At 39.1% G+C, this 25,888-nt stretch carries 18 protein-coding genes and 1 other RNA gene; 7 read left to right on the top strand and 12 right to left on the bottom strand.

The window, feature by feature from the left end:
* Nucleotides 1-86 precede the first annotated feature (86 nt).
* From DNK85_RS00275 to DNK85_RS00260, 4 genes are all read right to left on the bottom strand, one after another.
* Nucleotides 87-1,364, bottom strand: a complete 1,278-nt coding sequence (locus DNK85_RS00275; protein ID WP_119327586.1) for a type II toxin-antitoxin system HipA family toxin — start codon at nucleotides 1,362-1,364, stop codon at nucleotides 87-89.
* The gene (locus tag DNK85_RS00270; protein ID WP_119327585.1) at nucleotides 1,357-1,635 is read right to left on the bottom strand and encodes a transcriptional regulator; all 279 of its coding nucleotides are present in this window, start codon (nucleotides 1,633-1,635) and stop codon (nucleotides 1,357-1,359) included. The genes DNK85_RS00275 and DNK85_RS00270 overlap by 8 nt, the downstream gene beginning before the upstream one ends.
* Nucleotides 1,636-1,731: 96 nt before the next feature.
* A complete protein-coding gene (locus DNK85_RS00265) occupies nucleotides 1,732-1,965 on the bottom strand; it encodes a nucleotidyltransferase domain-containing protein (RefSeq protein ID WP_208123107.1) in 234 nt (77 codons plus the stop codon).
* Nucleotides 1,966-2,068: 103 nt separating this feature from the next.
* Nucleotides 2,069-4,399 (bottom strand): 2OG-Fe(II) oxygenase, encoded by a 2,331-nt coding sequence (locus tag DNK85_RS00260; protein WP_162896434.1) that lies wholly within the window; start codon nucleotides 4,397-4,399, stop codon nucleotides 2,069-2,071.
* 167 nt (nucleotides 4,400-4,566) lie between these two features.
* On the opposite strand from DNK85_RS00260, the gene trxB reads away from it, so the two are divergent.
* Nucleotides 4,567-5,517, top strand: coding sequence for a thioredoxin-disulfide reductase (gene trxB, locus DNK85_RS00255; protein ID WP_119327583.1), 951 nt, complete (start codon nucleotides 4,567-4,569; stop codon nucleotides 5,515-5,517).
* A 138-nt stretch (nucleotides 5,518-5,655) separates the two neighbouring features.
* Here the strand turns inward: trxB and DNK85_RS00250 are convergent, their stop codons facing one another.
* The 4 genes from DNK85_RS00250 to DNK85_RS00235 all read right to left on the bottom strand — a co-directional run bounded on the left by DNK85_RS00250 (nucleotide 5,656) and on the right by DNK85_RS00235 (nucleotide 10,822).
* Nucleotides 5,656-7,863: a RelA/SpoT family protein gene (locus tag DNK85_RS00250; protein ID WP_119327582.1), complete on the bottom strand. Its 2,208-nt coding sequence runs from the start codon at nucleotides 7,861-7,863 to the stop codon at nucleotides 5,656-5,658.
* A 179-nt stretch (nucleotides 7,864-8,042) separates the two neighbouring features.
* An RNA gene (rnpB, locus tag DNK85_RS00245) (RNase P RNA component class A) lies at nucleotides 8,043-8,387 on the bottom strand.
* 183 nt (nucleotides 8,388-8,570) lie between these two features.
* Nucleotides 8,571-9,260 (bottom strand): DNA-binding protein, encoded by a 690-nt coding sequence (locus DNK85_RS00240; RefSeq protein ID WP_119327581.1) that lies wholly within the window; start codon nucleotides 9,258-9,260, stop codon nucleotides 8,571-8,573.
* Nucleotides 9,261-9,637: 377 nt separating this feature from the next.
* Nucleotides 9,638-10,822, bottom strand: coding sequence for an amino acid permease (locus DNK85_RS00235; protein ID WP_235842332.1), 1,185 nt, complete (start codon nucleotides 10,820-10,822; stop codon nucleotides 9,638-9,640).
* Nucleotides 10,823-11,010: 188 nt separating this feature from the next.
* Here DNK85_RS00235 and DNK85_RS00230 point away from each other — a divergent pair, with 188 nt between their 5' ends.
* On the top strand, nucleotides 11,011-11,400 hold the full coding sequence (locus tag DNK85_RS00230) for an acyl-CoA thioesterase (RefSeq protein ID WP_119327579.1): 390 nt from the start codon (nucleotides 11,011-11,013) through the stop codon (nucleotides 11,398-11,400).
* Between the two features lie 202 nt (nucleotides 11,401-11,602).
* On the opposite strand, the gene tsaD is transcribed toward DNK85_RS00230, so the two are convergent.
* The 3 genes from tsaD to clcA all read right to left on the bottom strand — a co-directional run bounded on the left by tsaD (nucleotide 11,603) and on the right by clcA (nucleotide 14,509).
* Nucleotides 11,603-12,616, bottom strand: a complete 1,014-nt coding sequence (gene tsaD / locus DNK85_RS00225; RefSeq protein ID WP_119327578.1) for a tRNA (adenosine(37)-N6)-threonylcarbamoyltransferase complex transferase subunit TsaD — start codon at nucleotides 12,614-12,616, stop codon at nucleotides 11,603-11,605.
* Nucleotides 12,613-12,837: a lipopolysaccharide assembly protein LapA domain-containing protein gene (locus tag DNK85_RS00220; RefSeq protein WP_162896433.1), complete on the bottom strand. Its 225-nt coding sequence runs from the start codon at nucleotides 12,835-12,837 to the stop codon at nucleotides 12,613-12,615. Before DNK85_RS00220 ends, tsaD begins: the two co-directional genes overlap by 4 nt.
* Before the next feature lie 247 nt (nucleotides 12,838-13,084).
* Nucleotides 13,085-14,509 carry a H(+)/Cl(-) exchange transporter ClcA gene (clcA, locus tag DNK85_RS00215; RefSeq protein WP_119327576.1) on the bottom strand — a complete coding sequence of 475 codons (1,425 nt, stop codon included), beginning with the start codon at nucleotides 14,507-14,509 and terminating at the stop codon, nucleotides 13,085-13,087.
* Between the two features lie 739 nt (nucleotides 14,510-15,248).
* Between clcA and DNK85_RS00210 the strand changes: the two genes are divergently transcribed.
* The 5 genes from DNK85_RS00210 to DNK85_RS00190 all read left to right on the top strand — a co-directional run bounded on the left by DNK85_RS00210 (nucleotide 15,249) and on the right by DNK85_RS00190 (nucleotide 21,998).
* Complete coding sequence (locus tag DNK85_RS00210; RefSeq protein WP_119327575.1) at nucleotides 15,249-17,894, top strand: Rne/Rng family ribonuclease; 2,646 nt, start codon at nucleotides 15,249-15,251, stop codon at nucleotides 17,892-17,894.
* Between the two features lie 54 nt (nucleotides 17,895-17,948).
* Nucleotides 17,949-18,521, top strand: a complete 573-nt coding sequence (locus tag DNK85_RS00205) for an SEL1-like repeat protein (RefSeq protein WP_119327574.1) — start codon at nucleotides 17,949-17,951, stop codon at nucleotides 18,519-18,521.
* A gap of 23 nt (nucleotides 18,522-18,544) precedes the next feature.
* A complete protein-coding gene (gene ffh / locus DNK85_RS00200; protein WP_119327573.1) occupies nucleotides 18,545-19,945 on the top strand; it encodes a signal recognition particle protein in 1,401 nt (466 codons plus the stop codon).
* Nucleotides 19,946-20,027: 82 nt separating this feature from the next.
* Nucleotides 20,028-21,242: an amino acid permease gene (locus DNK85_RS00195; protein WP_119327572.1), complete on the top strand. Its 1,215-nt coding sequence runs from the start codon at nucleotides 20,028-20,030 to the stop codon at nucleotides 21,240-21,242.
* Between the two features lie 18 nt (nucleotides 21,243-21,260).
* Nucleotides 21,261-21,998, top strand: coding sequence for a 16S rRNA (uracil(1498)-N(3))-methyltransferase (locus DNK85_RS00190; RefSeq protein WP_119327571.1), 738 nt, complete (start codon nucleotides 21,261-21,263; stop codon nucleotides 21,996-21,998).
* Here the strand turns inward: DNK85_RS00190 and DNK85_RS00185 are convergent.
* Nucleotides 21,992-25,876: a YhdP family phospholipid transporter gene (locus DNK85_RS00185; protein ID WP_119327570.1), complete on the bottom strand. Its 3,885-nt coding sequence runs from the start codon at nucleotides 25,874-25,876 to the stop codon at nucleotides 21,992-21,994. The genes DNK85_RS00190 and DNK85_RS00185 overlap by 7 nt on opposite strands.
* Between the last annotated feature and the right edge of the window lie 12 nt (nucleotides 25,877-25,888).

Genomic DNA, 25,888 nt, shown 5'->3' with positions numbered 1-25,888 from the left:
TTTTTAATGAGGTGACCCTGGAGATACCAATAGGAAGTCTTTTCATATTTTCCTCAACCTGTATAATTTTTAATTCACAATCAAGTTTACTCCAGCAGTTGACGATTCTCCGCATAAACTGCATCTAACCTTTTCTGAATTAACTGTACTGTTTGTTTATTTACACCTAAATCATACGCATAGTCTTGCCAATATGAAAGTGCATCAACAACTGATTGGATATCTTTTTGGGCATTTTGCCAAGAGGCATAATTCGCTACCTGCGCAAGTGATTGTATAGTTTTCAAAGGTGGCTTGCACCCATAGCCTTGAAACGCCATCATATGCTCATTATAAGCATTTGGACTAAATGTCACGTCATAAAACGGGCTAGGCGACCATTCGTTATGTGCATTGAGTATAAATGCCCAGTTTTTGGTATGATCATCCTGATTCAGTGCAAATAGATTAAACATGGCCCGTCTAAACTGCAATTGAGCCGCCTGCGGTGAATGGCAAAGCGTTTGAGTCAGCTTAATCAGATCCTCATAATCAACAGATGGCATTCTAAAGTTCGCATCAATCAATCCACATAAGCTATGCACATGAAGCCTGTCTTGATTAGCAATATCAAATCGCTTAAGTGCAATCCATGCTTGCCCTTGCATTAAACCATTCGCTCGCAGCACCTGAAAATCTGGGACATTCAATCCAGCATTTTTTGCCATTTTCAAATATGCCGCTTCACACAATCCTTCTTCATGCCCAAGTGGCAATGATTCAGAAGTGAATTTAATGATATACGGCTCTAAACTCGGAGAAGCTTTTGTGCTTATCAAACTGAAGTCTTTCGAAACATAGATCTGCGCCTTAGGTCTTGCGCCTCCTGAGCTACCAACATTGACAAGCTCCGGCAAAACTTCATCTAAACTGCCTTCAAATAGCCTTTGTGCCTGATGTCCTAACTCATAAATATCAATCTTGTCTTTCTTTGCCTCTAGTTGATATTCCGAGCCAGGCACAAAGGAGAGTGCACCAATCGCACCGTCATCGACAAACGCTAAGCGATCCAACGGAGTTAATTGATGAGGCAAGATATTCTGTTGACGAAAAACACGATCCATCAACAGCATCCCCCAACCATCAGGTAACGAATCTGCAAACACGCCATGTAGTCCATTATGTGGTATTGAAGGCGCTTTTTGTAAATCCAAGTTAAACTTCAGCGCAAATGGTGACAAGTTGGCATGATTTGCTAAATACTCCTGATCATATTGAAAGTAAATGCCTGACTGGTTTTGCGCCAATTGCCCAACCTTAATTTTTTGACCCGATGTTATTGATCTAAATACTTCTAGTGTTTTCTTTGCTATAAACTCACGCATCTTTTAATACATCCTCAATCGTTTTATAATTGGGCTCTTTACTCTTCCTTGTAAGCGCATCAATTCTGCTTAAATCATCAACAGTCTGCCAAATTAATAAAAACTGGCGTAATGAAATTCTACCTGTTGTCTCAAAATGCTTAATTGTCGCCGCGGGCACGGTACTACGCTCTGCGAGTTTATTGCGTGAGTATTTTAGCGACTTACGCTTAGCTCTAAGGTAATCCGCCAGTTTTTTCTGAACATCTGAAGTCGTAACAAAATGAAGCATAGCAAATCCCAATGGATATTATAATGTCTAATTATAGATGAAAACCCTTAAAATAGATAATATTTTATCTGACAGGTGCATCCCAAAGCAAGGAAATCAAAACAGGCTCACTGCTGTGCGACAAGTTTCACGAGATAAAAGCTTATCTTTTGAGTGATAGAGCAACACATCCACGTCAATTTGGTCAAAGCCCATTTGCAAAAGCGCTGTTTTAAATTTCACTTTACACTGCCAAAATTGCTCTTGATCCATTTCAACATCAACGGCTAAATCAATATCACCACCGTTTAAGTCATCATCAACACGACTGCCAAACAAGTAGACAGGCACTTCACCAAAGCTTTGAGAAACGGCTTTTTTTTAAAATTCTTTTCATTCGCTCAGATAACCTCATCGCTTAAGCACCTTATGCTTAGTAATTTATCTTCATGCATTAAATGGCACCTTCCTTAATATTAAAATCCAAACATAATTGCGCTAAAGCACCACTGACCTTCTGATACCGCTTAAGTGCGGTGGCATAAAGCCCATCATCTTTGGTCAAGACAAGTTTATGTGGGCTGCCTTTCCTTAAAGTTTCGAGCTTTACCGGAACAGCTAAGTCATAAATCATACTGGATACATGCTGCCTTTTTGATTCCGCAATCGGCCAAGTTTTTGACTGTGCATTCTTATCATGCAAAAATGCACCCAATTCGTCACATAGTTCACATTTACATGAGTTTTCAAAAGAAATACACCAGTCATTTTCGTCTCTAACACCTATATTTTTCTCTTCTTCAAGCGCTAACCGTACAAAACTAACAATGCGATCAATGTCATAATGCGCACGCATCTCTTTGGAAAGTGGGAAATATCTCTCAAGCACATCAACAAGTAGTAAGGAATCTAAATGAAGGTTTCTACTTAATACCACATCAATCACTTTATCATGCAGCACACGATCTTCTAGATTCAATGCAACATTTATAAACTCTGACACTAAGTCATGCCTTAATTTGATTGACTTAGCATCAACACGCTCTCGTTTTCTTTCAAGTTGAATCTGCAAGCGCTCGACCTTTCGCTGTAATTGCATACTAAATAAAAAACGCAATACTTCTTTATCAATGGAGATCTGGTGAAAAGCTTTTATTAATTTTGGAAAGTCAGTAAAACCATCCCATAAGCGCTCTTTTTCAATGAGCTTTGAAAACACCTCAATTAACCACTGTGCACCATATTTATCTGACAAACCATGCCAATGTTCTCTATAATCTATGGCAATAAGCTTGATACCAAAGTTCTCCAGAATTGTTTTTGCCCGAGCTTTATCCGCTATATAGCTGACAAATTGAAACAATTCACGATATTGCTCGGGTGTTTCAACTTTTTTAACATAAGCACTCCACACATTCTCAAGCGCATCAAGCTGGGCATACAAATCAGTTTTAAACTTATCTATGGCAGTTCCATCACGCATTGGCTGATAAAGCGTATTAATATAACTTAAAGGGTCAATTGCAAATAAAATAGCAGCGGCATCCTTTTTTTGCCACATCACAATAGCTGCACGCTTGTACCAACGATCCATGGTATTGCCATAGTTACCCATAAAGCCTTCATACTCGCTGTCATAGGGTGTGAAATCCTCACCACTCACTGTGGCATGAACATAGCAATCATCAACATAGCATGAGTTAAAATCCCTATGATTCCCTTGTCGATCGAGCCAGTATTCAATCGTCGTCTCACTATCAATAATATCGTTTAAAACATAATTAGCTTCTTCAGACTCTTCATCCTCATCCTCGTCATAGTAATAACGTCGTCTCTTACGGCTATAGTAATCATCATTTTCATCATAACAATCCCACGTTTCATGCGAGTCAACCAAGGTTAAATAAGCGTCTAATTGGTGCTTGTCGGCAGCTTTTAATAAAGCTTCTACACGCATTCGATCGGCATTTTTCAAATGCTGCCAGCTCAATCCACTTTTGGTATATTCATGATCCAATAAATAGACGAATTTCAAAGGCTCATCTTCATTTCGCCGCCAGCTTGGCAGCCAATCCCTTGTTGAGAAATAATGCGCAATTGCTTGATCAACACGCTTATCAAAGTCGCGCTCAGTTAAACTATTTATTTGACCTTTATAATTCTCTAAAATCAAATTAAATGTTAACACAACTCGATAGCCGCTCTTTAATGGCTTTACTTCATGGCGGCAATCTGCATAAAAAGAAAAGGCTTGAACAAGCTCACTTTCTTTGGCTGAATCAAACGTATAGCTGCGACCATTGTGCTCGACAACAAGCTCGCCACCGCTATGTTTTGTTGGCAGCACAACAACCATTGTTGCTACCATATTGTCAACTTTTTCACTATCTTGATGCGGCTTAAAGAAGCAACCTGCTTCATACACCAACATATTATGCAAATCAACACTTAAACGTGTTTCATCCGGCAGCCCCAAATCGCCCCTTATCCCATCAAGCAATGGTTCAAACCCTTTACGCCATAACGTTTTGAGAATTTTAAATTTAGTTGGTTTTATTTCCCATACTTTACGAACAGATTCATCAAGAATTGTTTGCTCTTTCAATCCATATTTAGCAGGTTCTGCTAACGCAATAAGTGACTCAATATCCTCAGTTGTCAGTGGATATACTAAACGCCCTATTTTATTGACATTAATCTGCAAATAACTACCATTAACCATTCTTTGTGTATAAAAATCACCTTTTGGCTCTAACGCCGCTAAAGCTGCTTGAATTTCGTTCATCCTCGACATCCTATTAATTTTATATCGCTTGCAAACCATTTTAATACAGTCATCATACGAATGCTATCACCTTCCCAACATCAACTAATTTCAAATCTGCATAGCTTCTAGCGCACTTTCCATTTACCATGTTGTCGTTTGATTATTTGACATTATGGAGTGAAAAAATGGCACACAATCATCATAAACTTATTATTTTAGGATCAGGACCAGCAGGCTATACGGCAGCTATTTATGCCGCGCGCGCTAATTTAAATCCAGTGATAATCACTGGCATGCAACCAGGTGGTCAACTTACTACAACAACCGATGTTGATAATTGGCCAGGGGAGGAAAATGGTATTCAAGGCCCTGAGCTTATGCAAAAACTGCAAGCTCAAGCCGAGCGCTTTAATACCCAGATGACTTATGATCACATTAATCAAGTAGATCTTAATAATCGCCCTTTTACACTCATTGGTGATAATGATCAATATACCTGTGATGCATTGATTATTGCCACAGGAGCGAGTGCCAAATACTTGGGGCTTCCCTCTGAAGAGGCCTTTATGGGTAAAGGTGTTTCTGCATGTGCGACGTGTGATGGCTTTTTCTATCGTGGCAAAGATGTTGTGGTTATTGGAGGTGGCAATACAGCAGTCGAGGAAGCGCTTTATCTATCCAACATTGCCAAAACCGTCACATTGATTCATCGCCGTGATGAGCTAAGAGCTGAAAAAATATTGATTGATCAAATTATGAAAAAGTCTAAAGACGGTAATATTCGTTTTGAGTGGTTTCACACCCTTGATGAGGTCTTAGGCAATAACGCTGGTGTTACTGGTGTGCGTATCAAAGATGTCAAATCAAACAGCACAAAAGAGCTTGCGGTTGATGGCGTATTTATCGCCATTGGGCACACGCCAAACACCCAAATTTTCAATGGCCAACTTAAAATGGAAAATGGCTATATCACTGTAAATTCTGGCCTTGCCGGTAATGCCACACAAACATCTATCGAAGGCGTTTATGCTGCCGGTGACGTTATGGACCATGTTTATAAACAAGCCGTTACTTCAGCTGGCACGGGGTGCATGGCAGCGCTAGATGCTGAAAAATATCTTGATGCGCTGAAGTAAGTACCTAAACAATAGTTTTTTGGTAACAATGGGTATTCGGGTCGAGCCCGAATATGACGATTTGTGGTCATTCTCGGACTTGATCCGAGAATCCAAAAAATACCTGATAATATTTGCATACGTACTTAAATAACAAAATTACGCGATCACACGCGTGACATTCTCAACATAAGCTGTTGAACTCATCTTCTTGGCTAATGTATCTAAAGTTTGCATATCCGTTAAAATCAAACTTAGTTTAATCGTTTTATGCTTATCTGAGTATGAAGGTTGCAATGCGGCAATTGTGATTTTTTCAATCGTTAAAATACTGGTGACTTCGTGTACCGCCTTTTCGACATCACTACAAATCAAGAGCAAATCAACCTGATAACGCCTTAAGTCCTTTTTCCCCCATTGCACATCAAGCACCCGCTCAGATGAGCTTAAGCTTAAACGCAAGAAGTTAGGGCAAACCGCTCTATGCACCGTTACCCCTCGGCCATGCGTCAAATAGCCGACAATATCATCACCTTGCACCGGTTTACAGCATCCTGCCATATGTGATAGTAGATTATCGACACCATAAATAGTCAAATCTGTTTTGCGTGCATTATCTTTTAAGCTTTGCCCTACATTAACACTCTTAACTGCCACTTCTTCGATAGGTGGCTTTTCAATAAGCTTATAATGCTCAACAATATAATTCACCACCTGATTAAAACGTAATGAGCCTGTTTCAATACTGGCATACAGTGTTTCCTCGTCTGCCATATTAAAATGTGTGGCAACTTCAGCATAATCAATTGACTTTAATCGATGTTGTTTTAATTCATCTAATAGGCGATCGCGCCCTAAAATCGCATTTTGCTCTTTGTTTATTTGCTTAAACCAACGCGCAACACGCGCACGAATTTTCGCTGAGTGGATAAAGCCGCTACCGGCATTTGCCCAATCAAGACTTGGACTAGGTTCTTTATGCGTGAGGATTTCAACTTTGTCACCTGTGGTTAGCTTAGTTGTCAAAGGCACAATTTTACCATTGATTTTGGCACCTTTTGTACGATGCCCAACCATCGTATGTACCATATAGGCAAAATCAAGCACAGTGGACCCTAACTCCAAATCAATCACATCACCATTGGGGGTAAATACATAAACACGATTCCCAGCAAGCTCTTTTTTCAGCTCATCACTTTTTAGCTCGTCAGCGAGCTCACTCTCCCAGTCAAGCAGTGAACGCAACCAATTAACACGCGCTTCATAACTGGGGTCATGCTTCACACCTTCTTTATAGCGCCAGTGAGCTGCCACACCCAACTCAGATTCATTATGCATTTGATGTGTTCTAATCTGAATCTCTAGCGTTAAATGTTCAGGCCCATAAACAACGGTATGCACCGAGCGATAACCATTGGGCTTAGGTGTTGCAATATAATCAGCAAATTCACTGGCAATGGGCTCCCACAACTGATTAACAATACTCAAAGCACGATAACATTCATCTACTGAATCAACTAATATACGCATCGCCCGAATATCATATAGCTCATCTAAGCTACGCTCTTTTTTTCGTAGTTTACGCCATATACTATAGATATGTTTCACCCGACCAGAGAGCTCAAAGTGAATACCTTCTTTTTTGAGCTCAATACTAAGCATCTCCATCGCATCATGAATATAAACTTCACGCTGCAAACGCTTCTTTTTCAACCCTCTGGCAATTTTCTTATATTCAACAGGGTAAAGACAGGCAAAAGCACGATCTTCAAGCTCCCATTTTATCTTTGACAATCCCAAGCGATTTGCCAATGGGGCATATATTTCAAGGATTTCCTTGGCAATTGTCTGTTTATAACTCTCCGTCCAATTTTTAACCGCGCGCATAGTGCACACACGATCCGCCAACTTGACCAATACGATACGCACATCTTCAACAATCGTTAATAGCATTTTGCGAAAGGTATCAATTTGTGCTTGATTGGGTTTGGCATTTTGCAGTGCTCTGACCGCCGACATTGCAGTGGCACCATCGAGAATTTTTAAAACCGCTTCGCCACATGATTGAAGTACTCGCTCTGGCGCTATTTTTTGATTGTAATGCAACTCAAATAATAATGCCGCTGCGACAGATTCCTCATCTGCCTGCAAATCAAAAAGGACAGCTGCCATTTCAACGCCATAACCAAAGCAACTCCCGCCATGCACTGAAGGCTCATCAATACCATATTGCGCTAAAATATCAATCGCACCAGCAATCGTTGCTAAACGTTGTTTTGGATAAAAAGCTTCCAATAACGGTAGCCACTTTTGAAAATCAATTAACCCCTCATCAGTTAAGGCATATTTATCCGTTACTTTAACCATTGCTATTATCCAAAATCTTTAAAACAAAACTAAAGTCCACACCTGCGCTTCAAGCGCTTACTATCAACAAAAGCATTTTTAAGGATAACGAAAAACGATAAAAAACCCTAGTGAAAGTATGAGAAATAATAAATTTCTACCGTTTATGCCCATCGTACATCATTTTGCAGTGAGTAAGAATACTAAGTCAATCGATAAGCCGGGTTCTGTCTTGGACAGCCATTTATCTAGGCATTATGTCACCATAATGCTCAAGCAGCCTACCCGATTGCAGTGCGAGCCACACTATGACAATCCTATTTGGCTTTGCTTCAGATGGGGTTTACCATGCCACTTTTGTTACCAAAAGCGCGGTGTGCTCTTACCACACCGTTTCACCCTTACCCATATTAAAAACACAGGCGGTCTATTCTCTGTTGCACTTTCCGTAAGCTTACGCTTCCCAGGCGTTACCTGGCATCTTGCTCTATGAAGCCCGGACTTTCCTCGTCCTACCATTTTTTGCAACTTTGTACTTTAACCTAGCAACTAATAAAAATAAGTTGTGTTGCAACCATCCCTCATCCACGCAGCCTAAGCCGCACTGCCTCTCCCTCAAGTGAAGAGGTAATAGGTGGTGCGACTTATATTTCTATCTTTAACTATTCTAAACCCTAAATTACAAAAAGTGGTAAGACGCGACTGCCTGATCGACTTAGCGGATGCAATTATATACTTAGCTGACGGCGAATAGCAATAACCTCTTGGTCATAAGTCGTTTTTAAACGACTAAATTCGGTTTGCAATGCCAACAATTGTTCATTGGCAGTCTTTTGGAACTCTCTTACCTCTTGGTCACACGCCATACGCGTATTAAGTAATTCATTTTGTGCTGTTTGGTAATGCTCTTGCGCTAATAATCGTGTACTTCTAATAATCGCCAATGCCTGAAAAAGCTTCTGGATAATAGCGGGTTCTGACTTTAACCGCTCTGGTGTTAATGATTCACGAGGGGCTATAGCCTCATAAGACTCATCTGAATTACCATTACCAATAAACTGCGTTCTTGAATATGCTCTTCTTGATTCACTTTGGCTATGGGCTGATTGTTGCTGATAACGCGCAGGTTTCTTAGATTTGAAACCACCCATATCAGGTCTACGCAACGAAGTAGCACCTGACTTCATTCTTGTATCATCAGACTTTGACTGTGAGAAGCGAGGGTTTACATTTTTATTTTCATGGACTAACTGCGCATTTTCTTTTTGCCACTTACCAAGAAGTACTGCAATCTGCGCATGTGTACCCTTCCCTAACTCGCGACGCACATACTCAAGTGTAACTTTGCGTCCTTCATGGCTTAAACGCTCTGCAACTGCAGCGAGCTCATCATAAGTTATCTGATTATCTTCCGACATGAATTCCCTTAATTAAGATATTTTATATTTTTATTTTCTTAAGTATTTTAATTTATTTTATTCACTTCAAACGCTATGCAACACATGAAGAATAAGGTAATTATCCTCACGCGCAACTTATGTTATGCGACCTCTCCTGCAAGGGGGAGGTAAGAAATAGCGTAATTTATTTCTTCATTATTACTATTTCACCTCTGCTAAAATCTCAGAACTTACCTCCTAGAACCATTCTTCAACCTAACAGCTAATAGGGAATGAAAGCTAGCCCAATCGCATCATTTTATAATGCACACAATTTAGTTTTAGCAGAAAATCACTTTAAAGGTAAACGAAAACGGCTGAATTATGACTAAAAATATGCTTAAGCTCAAGAAAAATCATGCCAATACTGCTAAAAGACCAATACTACTTAATATTTGTAGCAAAATAATAAACATTCCTAACAGAACCAATAAGGACAAATAGGTTTTACTTAACAAGGTATTACGCCCTTCACTATTTCTAAGTGACCATGCCATACATGCTGGCAAAATAATCAACAAAATACACACAAAAATACTGGCATATCCTAATGCTGCTAAGAAACCATTGACAAAGAAAACGGCAAATATCAGTGGTGGGATGTACGTAATCACAAAATTTAACAGCCTTGCTTTGGTTGACTTTTTTAAGCGATAGGTATCTTGATTAAAATGAAAAAGTGCCAACGTCACACCAAGAAATGAGGTTGTTACTGCAATATTAGAAAATCCGACAATAAAGCCACTGGCTGCATGCACATTTAATAAGTGATGGTACGCCTTACCTAAGTCGACGCCATGCGTCATTAGATATTTAAAACCATATTCACCCAAAACAGGAACAACACCAAGAGTGACAACAACCCATACCACATAGACGACAAATGGCACACTCGCACCAACGACGACAATCCGCTTTAACTCGCGATCGTTTTTAAAATAATTACGAATCGTTGGAATCACAATATGGAATCCAAAAGAGGTGATTAAAATGGGAAAAGCATACCAAGCATAGCCAATTCCCATGCTTTGTGCACTCAATAAACTGGTTTGCACATAGGGTACAACAACTGCAATAATCCCAATAAAGCAAAGTGCTTTGAGTGTGAAAAATAGTTTATTTAATTGATCTACTGCCGATGTACCAAAATAAATAACTGCACCCAATATCACGGTAAATAGCAATGCCCCATAACCACCTGAATTATTTACGCCAAGTATATATTGATCAAGCAAACCACCACCCATGGCAATATACGCCGTTGTCAATGCATACAGCAGCAATAGATAAGCCAACCAATTGATAGTTTGCCCAAATCTTCCCAAGGTGGCAAATGCCATGGTATTTAAGTCTGCCGTTAATGGCTGGCGCACATTGACCTCAACAATTAACAATGCCGTTGCCAGCATAATAACCCAAGTGATAAATAATAAAATCAATGCCGTTTTAAATCCAACCGCAGCAACGGCATAGGGAATACCCAGCATTCCTGCACCAATCGATGTACCAGCAATCAGTAAAATACCCCCAAGTTTTTTCATCCTTGAAACCGTATATGGTGTATGATTTTCCAACATATTTTTGCATCAAAAATTAGCGAAGCTTCATCTTATCATCCCCATGTAAACTGACAACTAGTTTTCTAAGATAGTTTTATACTTTTCTATAGACGTAAATAAACACAGCATGTTTTAATACGGCGTCAACTTAAGTAAATAGGAGAAGATAAATGTATAGCCAAACACTTAGCATCAAGGATGAACATATCGATTTTCAAGGGATTCTTGATGGGTTATATTACCCATATTACATGGAGAAAGTACGCCATGACTTTATGCGTGACGTCTTTGATATAGATATCGTCAAGGCAGCTGATGAGGGCAAACTATATGTATTGGCTTCTTATGAGTTAAAGTTTAAAAACTCACTTAAGAAAGGTGATCAAGTTGAAGTCACCTGCGAGCTTACACCCATCAGCAACATCAAATTTGGTTTTTATCAGAAAATGCTTTGCAATGGCAAAGTCTGTGCTGAAGCAAACTTTATTGCCACCTGCATCCCCGCTGCTGGAGGTCGCCCCTTTGTTCCAGATGAAGTCAAAGAGGCATTAGCTCAGTAATAATGGAAAAACAAGTTGTTCCATCTATCCCGCTTGCAAATCATTTCCTGATTACCCACAATTCTCAGCCATTTTGAACAATCGGTACGGCATGGACGGTATACATCACCTCGCCTCTTGCGGGAGAGGTCGTGCAGCTTATACTGCGCGGGTGAGGGGTATTAAAACTCAACTAAAATTCTAATAAACTTATAAAGCACCTTTAAAGGTTTAAAGGTGCTCTTGGCTTAACGTTAATCACCATATCACTATCAACAAAGCCATTTGCTAAACGATAAGCACCAGCTATAGCAATCATCGCCCCATTGTCAGTGCAGTATGCCAAAGGCGGATAATAAACCTGCCAACGATTTTCAAGCCCAAGTCCATCAAGTGCTAATCGCAAACTTTTATTAGCACTAACACCACCTGACACCACTAAATTCTTCATCCTTGTATGTTTTAATACACGCTTACATTTAATCACAATCGTATCAATCAATGCCTCTTGAAACGCATAAGCAATGTCGGCTTTCGTTTGCTCACTTTGATCATCCTGCGCCTGCCAAGTATTAAGAACAGCTGTTTTTAAACCACTAAAGCTAAAATCAAACCCAGGACGATCACACATCGGACGTGGGAAAGTAAATGCACCTGCTCGCCCTTTTTCAGCAAGCTCTGCTAAGTGCGGTCCACCAGGGTAAGGCAACCCCAACAACTTAGCTGTTTTATCAAAGGCTTCGCCTGCTGCATCATCAATTGACTCCCCTAATAACTCGTACTGGCCAAAGCTTTTAACCGCAATTAATTGTGTATGCCCACCTGAAACTAGAAGTGCCACATAAGGATATTCAGGTTTAGCATCTTCACTTAATAGAGGTGCTAATAAATGCCCTTCTAAGTGATGAATCGCAATCGCGGGAATATCGAGCATATAGCTTAATGTTTTAGCAAAAGTTGCACCCACCATCAATGCGCCAACCAGCCCTGGCATTGCCGTATACGCAATCGCGTCAATATTCTCAAGTGCCAATCCCGCATGCGCTAATGCTTCCTTAGTCAGTGGAATTAATTTCGCCACATGATCGCGTGATGCAAGCTCAGGCACCACACCACCATACTGTGCATGCAAATCAATTTGACTAAACAGTGCATTGGCAAGAAGCCTGTGTTTCGCGCCATCATAAATGGCAATGCCAGTTTCATCACATGATGTTTCAATACCAAGTACGATCATGCCTTGTTAGCCTTATCACCTGATTTTCTTTTACGTGAAAATAACATTAAAATCATGCCGATCACCAGTCCCAAAACAAACACCATCAGTAACAACAATATCAAAGGCAAATGAAATGTACCAATGAGATAATTAAAAGCCACTTGCTGTGCATTTAATACCGCTAGTGCCGCAACCAAAATAAATATAATCACTAAGATTATGTATCCCAACAAACGCATCCTATCTCCTATAGCGTATATACCCATCAAAAACTTCTTCGGCACCGAACACCGCAAAATGATACGATGGGTAGGCATCAATTCATGTTTGCATAATAGTATATCTTTATAGACGTATGCAATACGCCCCTACAAACTTCTTTGTTTGTTCTTTTTAAACGATAGACGCACGCAATTATAGCCAACTCTCCATTCCCAATAACTTTAAACTTAAAAACGTTGTCTGAGCGTTAGTCAAAGCCATTTTTTACCCACCCCTTCGACTTCGCTCAGGGTGCGGCTCAACACGACTCACAATATAGGATGTTTTTCCATCCTTCTTTTTTCTCCTTTTAAACGACAGATAAAGTGTTTTGCGTTTTGCTAATACTAAAGTTCGACTCAACAGCGTACTGTAAATGGGACTTCCTCCCATAAAAATTGCAGTAATCGTTGCACTAAAACAAGTGACAATAAGTGGCAAGATCAATGCATAATTCATCGTCATTTCCACAACAAGCACAATTCCTGTCAATGGTGCACTGACTGTTGCGGTAAAAAGTGCACTCATGCCAGCTACGGCAAAAACTTGTGGATTGGTTATAAGTGCTGGGAAAAGTGCATGTGTGATAATGCCAAAAAACATACCAAAAATCGTTCCCAATGCCAACATGGGAGCAAATATTCCACCAGGAACTCCCGTACCGTAACTGACCAAAGTAGTTACAAAGCGCAAAATAAATAAAGTAATTAACGCCGATAAGGCTATCTCACCATGCAATACATCAGGCATGACCTTATAACCTCCACCGACAACATGTGGGAAAAAAACAATGAGCAAACCCGTTGCCGCGCCAATGATCACGATCCATTTCCAAAAATGGAACCCCGAGCGTTTGGTAAAAAAGTTCAGTGAGCATACCAAATACTTATTAAATATCACGCCCAATGCGCCAAAAATTGCACCAAAAACGATAAAAAGCCATAGACTTGCTAAAGGTGGTGCACCGTATGCGGTCATATCGATATCCATCATCTGGCGAATATTATAACCTACTGATTGCAACAATGCTTCAAGCAAAATATCAGCAACAACACAAGCAACAATTACCGTTTGTAATGATTGAAAACTATATTTAAATTGCTGACGCATCTCTTCAATCACAAATAAAATCCCAGCCAAAGGTGCATTAAATGCTGTTGCAAGACCAGCTCCGGCACCTGCTGCAATAAGCACATGTGCATAATCATTATTCAATCTAAAAATACTTTTAACTAACTGGCCAATTGCACCACCCATTTGAATTGTAGGTCCCTCACGCCCCAGCACAAGACCACTGGATAAAGACATGACTCCACCAATAAACTTAGCTGGTAATACCCGCCACCACCTAAGCTTGCGTACGCCTTCTAATGTTCCTTCAATCTCTGGTACGCCGCTGCCTGAAGCCTCGGGTACTAATCGCCTGACAATGATTAACGACAAAATTACAAAACCACTTGAGAAAACCATACTAAACACACACAACATGAAAAGGTTATCTTGTAATGCAAGAAAAGCCGCTTGCTGCCCTGCTAGAATCCAATGGATAAATAATTGGAAAAGCGCACCAACCCCGCCTACTAAGACCCCAACAATGCCACCATAAACCGTTGAACGCAATACATCCTTTGGGTAATGCACTTTCTTCATCTTCGTCCTTAAGAGATTGAATTTTGCTGTTTTCTAAGCATTAGCATAGAAAGTCTTTAACATTATTACAAGCATTCAACAATTTAACTTTCATTCACAGTAGGCTTTTGTTAGAATACCGCTGTTTTTGCTCAATAGTTTTATAGCGCAACAACAAACCACGATTTGACATGGATTTTGACGATTGTACATCGACTGGGGAAAGTCAATTGCATTAGCGCAATTCGCCGATGACTCATTCATCTACATGATGCTTTGAAATCCAACCACACATAGTCTGCTGACCTATTGGTCTATACTATGTGTTTTTTAAAAGAAGCATGAATCATGCGAAAAACAGATTTAGATGATTAATAAACGCAGCTGTTTAAGACAACTGCAAGCAGTCTTTGAGAATGATCTCACAAGAATTGCACACATTAAACGTTAAATCACACAAAGGTATTAGGACAGGGTTTAAGTGTCCTTAATTTGTGTAAGCACTTATGATAACAACATAAGTGACCATAGCAGAATACTTACGTTGTTAGCTATAATTAAGCGCAAACGTGAGATTGGAAAACTATAGGAATCACAAAAAAGATGATTGTTTTTATAACAATAATAACAATAACAGCATGCTTTTATTGGGCTTTAACTAGTCAGGCATGCGCTTTATTTCATGTAAACAGATCATCTACACACTTAACCTCAACCTTTATACCTTTTAAACAACCTGTATTTAAAAGGATAACAATATATGAAAAAAATGTTAATCAATGCGCGCCAAGCCGAAGAGACGCGTATTGCTATCGTCGACAATGTACAACTGATGGATTTAGACATCGAGAGTGTTGACAGAGAACAAAAAAAAGCCAACATTTACAAAGCTAAAATTTCACGCATTGAACCAAGTTTAAACGCTGTTTTTGTGAATTATGGCGAGGATAAAAATGGCTTTTTGCCGTTTAAAGAGATCTCACCTGAGTACTTCAAGAAAACAACTAAAGACCAAGATACGCCTTTAAACGAATTGCTTGATGTCGGACAAGAACTAATTGTGCAAATCGCTAAAGAAGAGCGTGGATCAAAAGGTGCAGCGCTAACAACATTTATCACACTAGCTGGATGCTATATGGTGCTCATGCCAAACAACCCAAGTGCAGGTGGCATTTCTCGTCGCATTGAAGGGGATGAACGTCAAAAGCTTAAAGCATTATTTGACTCTTTGACAATCCCTACAAATATGGGGGTTATTATCCGCACAGCAGGTGTTGATCGCTCAGCTGATGAGATTCAGGCTGATCTTGATACCTTAACTAACCTCTGGGATGCTATTAAGCGCGTTTCTTATCAGCGTAAAGCACCATTTCTTATTCACAAAGAAAGTGATATCACCATCCGTGCGATTCGTGATCATTTAAAAGAAGATATTAAAGAAATCATTATCGATGATGAAGAATCTTACGAAGACCTTAAGCGTCAATTAAGTATGTTGCGCCCGCATTTTATTGAACGCTTACAACTTTATAAAAAAGAACTCCCCTTATTTAACACCTTTCAAATTGAAAAACAAATTGAGAGTGCTTTTAAGCGTGAAGTGCAATTGCCATCAGGTGGTTCAATCGTTATTGATACCACTGAAGCATTGACTGCAATTGATATTAACTCAGCCCGTTCGACAAAGGGGGATAATATCGAAGAAACTGCTTTTGCGACAAACTTAGAAGCCGCTGAAGAAATTGCAAGACAGCTACGTTTACGTGATCTTGGGGGGTTAATCGTTGTTGACTTTATTGATATGGCATTTTTTCCTAATCAAAAAGCAGTTGAACAAAAGCTGGTTGATGCCCTATTCCACGATCGCGCACGTATCCAGATGACGCGTATCTCTAAGTTTGGCTTAGTTGAAATCTCACGTCAACGCTTACAGGCATCGCTAGGTGAGTCGGTAATGCATTCATGCCCACGTTGCGCAGGACACGGCTTTATTCGTTCAATTCCATCATTAGCCTTATCAATTTTGCGTAATGTTCATGCTGAGGCGTTGCGCGAAAAAACCAATGAGCTGCGTGTGCAATTACCGATTGATGTGGCAACATTTCTCCTTAATGAAAAGCGTGACGAATTGGCACAGATTGAAGAAGGTACAAGCACAAAGGTCACGTTAATTCCGAATGCCAATTTACAGTCTCCACACTATAGCGTGCAACGCATCTGGGGTGACGCTTATACGGCAAGTCGCCCAAGCTATGACTTAATTGAAGATAAAAAAGATGTTGCGCTTTATAAAGCACCAAAACAAGATAAATCAAAGCAACCAGCACTTAAGTCTGCAGATTACAACCAACCAGCCAACAACAATGACACTAAAAAGCCTGAAGATAAATCTCAAGCGAGCAAAGAGCCCACTAAAGAAACCAAGCATAGCAAGGTTGAAACTAAGGGTTTCTGGTCAAAAGTAAGTGCCTTTTTCTTCAGTGATAAAGAAGGTAGTACTGAGCGTGATTCACGTGATCAAAAACAATCACATACATCTTCATCACAAGCTAAAAAAGGGCAACAGGAAAAGTTTGCCAACAAAAACAATGAACGCAAGGATCACCGCGGTAAGTCTCAATCACGTGATGGGCGCACGAATGATCGCGATAATAACCGTCGTGATAACCGCAACAATAATAAAAATCAGAATGAGAATAAACCACACAACCAACAGCAAAATGATGATCGCAATAAGTCCTCTGGTACACGTCAAAACAATGACAATCGTAACGATCGTGGCAATAAAAATGATCGCGATAGAAATAATAAGGGTGGTCGCGGCAACAATCGCAACAATCAACGTCTACAAGTTCACCAAAGCGAAGAGATAGTCGATATTGCTGCTTTAAAGAAAGATTCGCCTGAAGCACAAAAAGCCGCAAAAGAAAAAGCGATTATGAAGACGATTTCAACCACACCTGAAGAAAAAATTTCAGTCATGGTCAAAGAAGTGTTAGCTGAAGTCACGACACTCACAAGTGACCAAGCTGTTCAAGTAGAAACAAATGCTTCACAGACGCGCAAAGTCAAATACTTAAACTTTGAAGTAGTTGATACACAGGCATTAGCTGCTGAAATTGCCAAAGAAGAAAAGTATAAGCAAAAAGAGCTTGCAAAACGCGAAAAAGAATCAATGACTGAAGCCGAAGATATTGGTATTATCGTTGGTGAAACCATACTGCAAACCAATGATGATACTGTCGATGGTGATAGCGATATCGAAACAGTGGATGCAAATGATAGTGAAAACAAAACCAAACAAGAAAGAAAACCGCGTTCGCGTAAATCAGCACGCAAGCCGGCATATATGGAATACTCTCCTGCCATTGATGTTAACGCTCAAGGCTATATCACAAAAGCCTAAATACAAAAGCCACTTCCTTTTGGTGGTGGCAAATTTAAAATGTAAGGATGGATTATGACGCACTTTAAACTTAAAGCATTTTTTATTGGTGGTATTTTATTGGCAAGTTTAAGCATCCAAACAGCAAACGCTTGTCTCTCCAAAGCCTATAACGATGCATATGCATTGTTTAAACATGGTCAATATAGTCAATCATTAACTGCATTTACTAAACTCTATAATAACGGCTGCCCGACTTCTCCTTACTTTCTAGGTATTTATTATACCTATGGAATTGCGGTTAAGCCTAATTATGATACGGCGATCAAATATTTTGATAAATTCCTTGATAAGAAAAACCTAGCGCAACCTCGTGACTATCGCGCCAATACATATCGTGCCTTAGCGATGATTTATAAGTCTAAAAATCAACCGCAAAAAGCGCATGGTTATCTAATTGACTCCGCCAAATTAGGCAATATAGAAGCTATGTTTTTATTGGGTCGATCATATATTGGCAAAGACCAACCATATTATACAAAAACCGACTTGCATCAAGCCTTTATCTGGCTTAACAAGGCAGCCAATTATGGTAACATTGAAGCCATGAAACTCATTTATCGACATGCATTACAAAAAAATGCTTAAATCATAATAATCAGGAAAAACATATGTTTAAAAGTTTATCCGAGCGCTTAGGCGGCTCACTTGACAAACTCAAAGGTCAAGGTCGCTTAACTGAAGACAATATTAAAAGCGCCTTACGCGATGTGCGTATGGCATTACTTGAGGCTGATGTTGCTCTCTCTGTCGTTAAAGAATTTATTAGCCGTATTCAAGAAGAGGCATTAGGGGAGAAAATCCGCACGAGTTTAACCCCTGGTCAAACTTTCATTGCGATGGTTAAGAAAGAGCTTGAACGTACACTGGGTGAGAAAAACGAAACGCTTAACTTAAGTGCTCAACCGCCTGTTGTTATCTTAATGGCAGGCTTACAAGGCTCTGGTAAAACAACGACCACTGCCAAACTTGCAAAATTCTTGAAAGAACGCCAAAACAAAAAGGTCATGGTAGTCAGTGCCGACGTCTACCGTCCAGCTGCCATTAAACAACTACAAACATTGGCGGAGTCTTTAGACATCAACTTTTGTCCATCGACAGCTGATGAGAAACCTACCGATATTGCGCACCGCGCATTACAACTTGCCAAGCAACAAGTATGTGATGTTTTAATTCTTGATACTGCTGGACGCCTACATATTGATGCTGAAATGATGGATGAGGTCAAAGCCTTACATCATGCCATGAAACCAACAGAGACGCTCTTTGTAGTAGATAGCATGACCGGCCAAGATGCAGCAAATACAGCTAAAGCATTTAATGATGCTTTACCATTAACAGGTGTTGTTCTGACCAAAGCTGACGGGGATGCACGAGGGGGAGCTGCTCTTTCCATTCGTGAGATTACGGGCAAGCCGATTAAGTTTATTGGGATAGGTGAGAAAACCGATGCTTTAGAACCGTTTCACCCAGATCGTATTGCTTCACGCATCTTAGGCATGGGTGATGTTCTGTCTTTAATCGAAGAAGTTGAACACAAAGTCGATCAAAAAGAAGCCAAAGAACTTGCAGCGAAACTTAAAAAAGGTAAATCATTCACCTTAGAGGATTTCAAAAGCCAATTGCAGCAAATGAAGAAAATGGGCGGTGTGGGTTCAATGCTTGATAAACTGCCAGGCATGGGCAATATGTCCACCAATCTTCAAGATAAAGTTAATGACAAAATGTTTGTGCAAATGGAAGCGATTATTAATTCAATGACACCTCTTGAGCGTCGTAAACCTGAGTTTATTAAATCATCACGTAAACTGCGTATTGCTAAAGGTTCCGGCACACAAGTGCAAGATATTAATCGCCTATTAAAGCAGTTCATGCAAATGCAAAAGATGATGAAAAAAATCAGCGGTAAAGGTGGCATGGGCAAAATGATGGGTGCTATGCGCCAAATGAAACAAATGAAGAATATGCAAGGCATGATGCCTCCTGGTGGCAAGGGTGGTAAATTATTCTAATATTTTCACTTTTATGCAACGATAGAATCAGGTACTGTAACGTTTTAATGATCTAAATTTATCACTTTCTGGAAACTCTTACATGGCACATAACTCATTGGCAAAACATCTTGGCTGTATGATGATTGTCACTGGTACCGAGATAGGTGCTGGTATCTTAGCATTACCCATTATCACTGCAAAACTCGGTTTTTTTATCAGTAGTATTATAATGCTTATCGCATGGTGTATTATGACCTATACTGCACTTTTAATTGCCGATATATCTCTGTCGATGCCCAAAGGAGCAAGCTTTGCCTCTATTGCTAAACGCACTCTAGGCTTGTCTGGCGTTGTGATCACATGGATTTCTTTTTTACTTCTGATGTACTGCATTAGTGTTGCCTATATCTCAGGTGCTGCTTCAGCATTTAATGCATTGCTCCCTAGCATTTCCTCAGGCGCATGGTCATTGATATTCGTCGTTGTCTTTGGTGCCATTGTTGTCGTTGGGACCTCTGCTGTGGACATTATCAATCGTATACTTCTCTTAGCTAAACTTATTTTTCTAGTACTTGTATGTTTGATTTTTTTGCACTTTGTAGACTTTAGCAATTTAGCTGTGTCACCTGTTGATTTAGCACCAACGCTACTGATTGCAATCCCAATCATTATCACTTCTTTTACCTCACATATTATTGTGCCGACTTTAAGTGATTACCTTAATCAAGATGCCAAGGCATTATTTCGCGTCATTTTGATCGGTAGTGTAATCCCACTAATACTGTATTTCCTATGGTTAATTGCTGTGCTTGGGGTATTGCCTTTACATGGACCAATCAGCTTTATGCGCTCTATCTTTGATCACATGACTATCGATCAGGCAAATGTGGGTAATATCTTGCATGCATTAAAAGAAAAAATCACAACTAGAACGGCTAATATCAGCATGAATGTCTTTACCGATATCTCAGTGATGACCTCATATTTAGGTGTAAGCTTGGCACTTTATCACTTTAATGTCGATAGCTATCGTTTAAATCGCCTACCCGCTCAGTTTAAGACGCTTATCGCAATTATCTTAACTTTTATTATTCCGTTGTTAGTTAATTTGCTTGACCCTAATTTGTTTATCAGTGCTATTGGTTATGTTGGCGTGTGCATTGCTGTATTATTGTTAATGATGCCAGCCGTTATCGCCTATAAGCTTCATACATCAGGACATGTTTTTCATTATAAAATTAGTCAATTCTCATTATTGTGGCTTATCTCCTTTGTTGCCGGTATCGCCATTATTGTGATTCACTTTTCATCTTAAATCTAAGCGAGTTATGATATGAGAATCTCTCGTGTTTTTTACCCTGATATTTCCAAGCAATCACATATGATTACGCTTTCTGCTGAAATAAGTCATTATCTTATTCGCGTACTTAGACATAAAAACAGTCACCAAGTGATACTATTTAACGATAGCGATGGCTGTGAATACCTTGGTGAAATCATTGATGCGGATCCTAAAAAAGCCATCCTTCAAGTATTATCTACGACTGAAAAACATAATGAATCCCCTATTTATATCCACCTTTTTCAAGCGCTTTCCAAAGGTGACAAGTTAGAAACAGTTATTCAAAAAGCAACGGAGCTTGGCACAAATGAGCTTACGCCAATGCTCACTGAGCGTGTTGATTACAAGCTCAATCAAGATCGCATAGCGCATAAGCTTGAACATTGGCAAAAAATTGCTATAAGTGCTAGTGAACAATCTGCTCGCGTCTTTATCCCTAAAATCAATACGCCCAGGACCTTAGCTGACGCACTAACAATAGATGCTGATATTAAGTTATTCCTATCACCTCATAGTAGTAAATCTATTGGTAGCTTACATCAATATTCATCAAGTGCTAAACGCTTTGCAATTTTTATTGGTCCTGAGGGTGGTTTTAGTGATGATGAGAAACAGCTTGCACTAAGTAAAAACTGCCATAGTATACAATTGGGCAAAAGAATACTACGCACAGAAACTGCACCATTGGCAATTATCTCGATTTTACAAGCCTTATGGGGTGATTATTGAACTTGTTTAAGTATTGGTTTATCCCAACTGCCTGTCACATCAAAACTCACTAAGCCAATATTTTTAAATACGGTATTTCCCAGAAGCTTACTACCTAGATAGGTAGCGAAGGCAGCAATTGGTCCGCCAATGGCACCTGCTACTGCTGCTGTTGTACCAGAGAAGTGCGGTTGATATTTGATGCGCTGATTCAACTGCTTATTTGTTAAATTGACATCTCCTGTCACTACCAGGGCAAAGCTCGGTGTATCGATAATCACAGAAGGGTTACTGGTTGCTAAACCATTTGCTAAACCATAAGCACCAATAATACTATTAAACGCCATACCACGATGTTCGAAATCATCATAGGGCATAAATAAACGCTTAAAATAAGAATCAAGACTTAATAAACCAATATATTTAGCAATACCTGAATCAATGGATAAGACAACACCATTGAGTAAATCCGCTGTCGCTTTTCCTGATACGTTTGATGTACTTGGCACCAAGCCAGGCCAGCTCAATTCTAGTTGAACATTACCCGCCCCCCCTTTCAAGAAGTTATCATACCCAAAATTATGTAACATGTTACCCCAATTTAATGAAAAGACATTGGCATGCACATAGCTCCCATAAGGAGACAGTACAAGCCTTGCTAATAGTTTAGAATTCGGATCATAGATTGATAACACCGGAATAGATAAACTACCTCCTCTTATGGTTGTTGCCATCAGAAAGTTAGGAATAGAATAACCACCAAGCTGAAGATTTGTGAACTTCACATTCATATCTGGCGTTTTGCGTAAAATATTAGATGCAAGTAGTGTATTTAACACCACCATCAAGTCATTGCTTTTGGCTTTATTTGTACGTTGTGACAAAGCAAAAAACAAATTATCCACACTAATTTCAATCGGCTCATTTAACACATCTGGCACACTCATAATCAATGATCTTTTTTGATTATCTTGTGCAATGTAATTTGTATAGTTATGTGCTTTATTCGTTTGTAAGGTGACATTGCGATAATCCGTACCAAAAAGGTTTAGCTGATCAATATTGAGCATCACTTTTGGCTGTAATTGTTGATTAAGCTGCCGATAAACACAATCATTATAATTAGCCACCGCAAAACATCCTGCTTGACTTAGCTGTTGATCAGCTAAAGGAGCGTCCAACTGTAAGCTCTGCTGCCACGCTTGATTAGCTTGATTTAAAATATGGCTATTATTGATGCTTTGCATTACATTTAAGATTAGCTGACTATTTATAGTTGATAACTGCCCATACAGACTCACATCAGAGATGACACCTCCAGTATTAATATTAAGACTTGTACTTAGTTTATCCTGATGCTTAATATGTAATTTGCTACTGATATACCATGAAGCTGTTTTGCTTTCTGAGTGATTCTTTTGCCATGTGCTTTTTAATAATAATGGTGTATATTCAAAGCTTTTTTTAGTCAGCGGCGCACCTAGGCTATTTTGTAAGCCCAGTAAATTAGAATGTACTTGTAAAACACCTTCATTGATATTCCCTTTAATCATAAAACCAAAGGGTAGTACACCTTGCATGAAACAATCTATTCCAGTAGATGGCTGCATACCTAATTTAGGCAAGAATGCAATAGACATACCACCGTGGAGATTAATCGTCGGATTTGCAAACTCTGTTACATCCACTACTCCACTGGCATTAAATGGCATGTTAATATCCCAAAAACCTGTAAATCTTTTAATACTTAGCATTTTATTATTAATGAGCAAATCAGCATTCACATCATAGAGTTGATTAGTATGTGGTTTTTTAATATCAACAATACCGTTTCTTAGCTCAACTTTAGCTGAGAAACTATCCTTTTTTGTATGATCTTCCAAAGCAATAGCAATATTAAGATGCGTATTGATATCACCTTGATACTGAGCATATTGACTGATTTTTTGTGCCAGCGCATGATATTTTGTTTGTGCTAAATATGCATACGCCTTTTGACTATTGGTATCAACATCAGCATCAATATTAAATGTTGCCGGTACCTCAGGTGTGATATTATCAATCATTAAATCAACATTGCTGATTGGAATACCTGCCAAGGAACCGCTATTAACCTTGCCAGTAAATATCTCATTATCAAAATGTAAAATCCCTGTTACTTGATGGGCAACGCCTAAACCAAAATAAGGCGACAAGCTAGCATCTTTAATAGCTGCATCAATTTTAAACACGCCGTCATTTTTAGGATATGGAATGTCACGTGCAATTCCTTTTATTGCAAAGTTTGCATCTAATTTCCGAGCACCATATAAACATTGCATTAACCAATCATATAATGGCTTAGGAATTCCTTTTTGTGGCAAAAAAGCTTGATATTCAGTTGTCAGATTTCGCCCATTAAGCTCACCTTTAAGATCAAGTCTAAAGTTCTTAGGGTCTGCTAATGGCACATCAATAGAACCTTTGCTAACAAAGTGAATATTGTTATTAGTCAGTACTAAATCATCTACAGCAAAATGAACCATTGTGTCTTTTCTAATAATATCAATGTTACCTTTAACTGCAAGCTCTGGCCAGTCTCGACTAAAAATATGATTCTCTGCTATATCAAATCTTGGGGAATTAATGGCTAATTTTACATGATTTTGCTGCCACCACACATTACCACTTAAGCCTTTAAAGTCTATATTTTGATCACTATTAGCAATACCAAGATCATTAAAATGCGCTGCTAATTGCATACCATTTAAATTAAAGTCGCGTAAATCAAAACTAAAACGCACATTGCTAAGTACACCAGATAGCATAATATTTTTACGCCAATCACTTTTTTCCATCTGCACCAGTGATGAAAAATCTGCTAAATTAAGTCGTGGAATATTCATTACTAAACGGTGCTTATCTAATGAAAAAAGCGCTGATCTGAATGTATAGCGCTTATTATTAGTAACAAATGATAAAGGGTTAGCACCTAGCACAAAGCGATCTTGATAACGAAACAATCGCAAATTAAACACAATATCACGAAAGGCTGAGTCATCTAGTTGATTTGTTTTAAATTGGGCTTTGGATAACTCGCCCATTACCATCACTGAATCTAGTCCCTTGGCTGAGCTCACTACGGACAATGTCAGTTGATGATCGATTAAATGGGATATTTTTAGTTGTTGTGTTACGCTATCAATTAAAGTTGATAAGATATTATATTGATCATCTAACGTGCTATCAAAATAGTATTGATCTCCCTTTTTCTCTATCACTGAAACAATATTTATTTGTCCAAGTTGCGTTTGCATATTACGTTTTTTTTGTAACTGTAGTGTTAAACGCAATACACCATTTACTAAGCTTCTCTGCTCATAGCTGGCATGAACAGTCAGATCTGCCAGTAGCTTTTTATTGCGCAGAATATCAACCTGCATATTATTTAAATCTAGATTCTTCTGCTGTAAAAGATAACCCAAGATACTTGACCAACGCCGCCCTATTCCATCAATCTCCGTCACTGACAAAGATTGCAGCATACTATCATCAAAACCTTTATGACTAGAATAAAATGTAAGTTTTGGTGCATCGATAACAACATCATTGGTCAAAAAATGCCAACTCATGAGCGACTGCCATGCATTAATATGCACAGTCATTTTAGGTATATTAAGCGAAAACCCTTTGTCTTTAACTTTGACATCTCTTACTTGAATCACAGGATTGATACCATGCCAACTGGCATACTCCACTTTTAAAGAAACATGTGACCCGGTCACCTTTGATAAGACACCTTCAATTGAACTCTGATAAGCAGGGAGAAGTCTTAAAACACCATAACCAACAATACAAGCAACAATTAGAAAAATAGCAAAGACAGAACTTAACCATAATATAAAGATTCTTCTTTTCATAAATTGCTGCTC

It is taken from the genome of Cysteiniphilum halobium (assembly GCF_003574425.1).
Classification (GTDB): domain Bacteria; phylum Pseudomonadota; class Gammaproteobacteria; order Francisellales; family Francisellaceae; genus Caedibacter; species Caedibacter halobius.
This window is presented reverse-complemented; position numbering and strand designations above follow the sequence as displayed.

Coding starts and splice junctions, on each gene's coding strand:
- DNK85_RS00230 (WP_119327579.1), top strand. CDS start 11,011: ATGTATAGCCAAACACTTAGCATCAAGGATGAACATATCGATTTTCAA.
- DNK85_RS00185 (WP_119327570.1), bottom strand. CDS start 25,876: ATGAAAAGAAGAATCTTTATATTATGGTTAAGTTCTGTCTTTGCTATT.
- DNK85_RS00270 (WP_119327585.1), bottom strand. CDS start 1,635: ATGCTTCATTTTGTTACGACTTCAGATGTTCAGAAAAAACTGGCGGAT.
- DNK85_RS00190 (WP_119327571.1), top strand. CDS start 21,261: ATGAGAATCTCTCGTGTTTTTTACCCTGATATTTCCAAGCAATCACAT.
- trxB (WP_119327583.1), top strand. CDS start 4,567: ATGGCACACAATCATCATAAACTTATTATTTTAGGATCAGGACCAGCA.
- DNK85_RS00195 (WP_119327572.1), top strand. CDS start 20,028: ATGGCACATAACTCATTGGCAAAACATCTTGGCTGTATGATGATTGTC.
- DNK85_RS00205 (WP_119327574.1), top strand. CDS start 17,949: ATGACGCACTTTAAACTTAAAGCATTTTTTATTGGTGGTATTTTATTG.
- DNK85_RS00260 (WP_162896434.1), bottom strand. CDS start 4,399: ATGAACGAAATTCAAGCAGCTTTAGCGGCGTTAGAGCCAAAAGGTGAT.
- DNK85_RS00235 (WP_235842332.1), bottom strand. CDS start 10,822: ATGAAAAAACTTGGGGGTATTTTACTGATTGCTGGTACATCGATTGGT.
- DNK85_RS00275 (WP_119327586.1), bottom strand. CDS start 1,364: ATGCGTGAGTTTATAGCAAAGAAAACACTAGAAGTATTTAGATCAATA.
- clcA (WP_119327576.1), bottom strand. CDS start 14,509: ATGAAGAAAGTGCATTACCCAAAGGATGTATTGCGTTCAACGGTTTAT.
- DNK85_RS00240 (WP_119327581.1), bottom strand. CDS start 9,260: ATGTCGGAAGATAATCAGATAACTTATGATGAGCTCGCTGCAGTTGCA.
- DNK85_RS00250 (WP_119327582.1), bottom strand. CDS start 7,863: ATGGTTAAAGTAACGGATAAATATGCCTTAACTGATGAGGGGTTAATT.
- DNK85_RS00220 (WP_162896433.1), bottom strand. CDS start 12,837: ATGCGTTTGTTGGGATACATAATCTTAGTGATTATATTTATTTTGGTT.
- DNK85_RS00210 (WP_119327575.1), top strand. CDS start 15,249: ATGAAAAAAATGTTAATCAATGCGCGCCAAGCCGAAGAGACGCGTATT.
- ffh (WP_119327573.1), top strand. CDS start 18,545: ATGTTTAAAAGTTTATCCGAGCGCTTAGGCGGCTCACTTGACAAACTC.
- tsaD (WP_119327578.1), bottom strand. CDS start 12,616: ATGATCGTACTTGGTATTGAAACATCATGTGATGAAACTGGCATTGCC.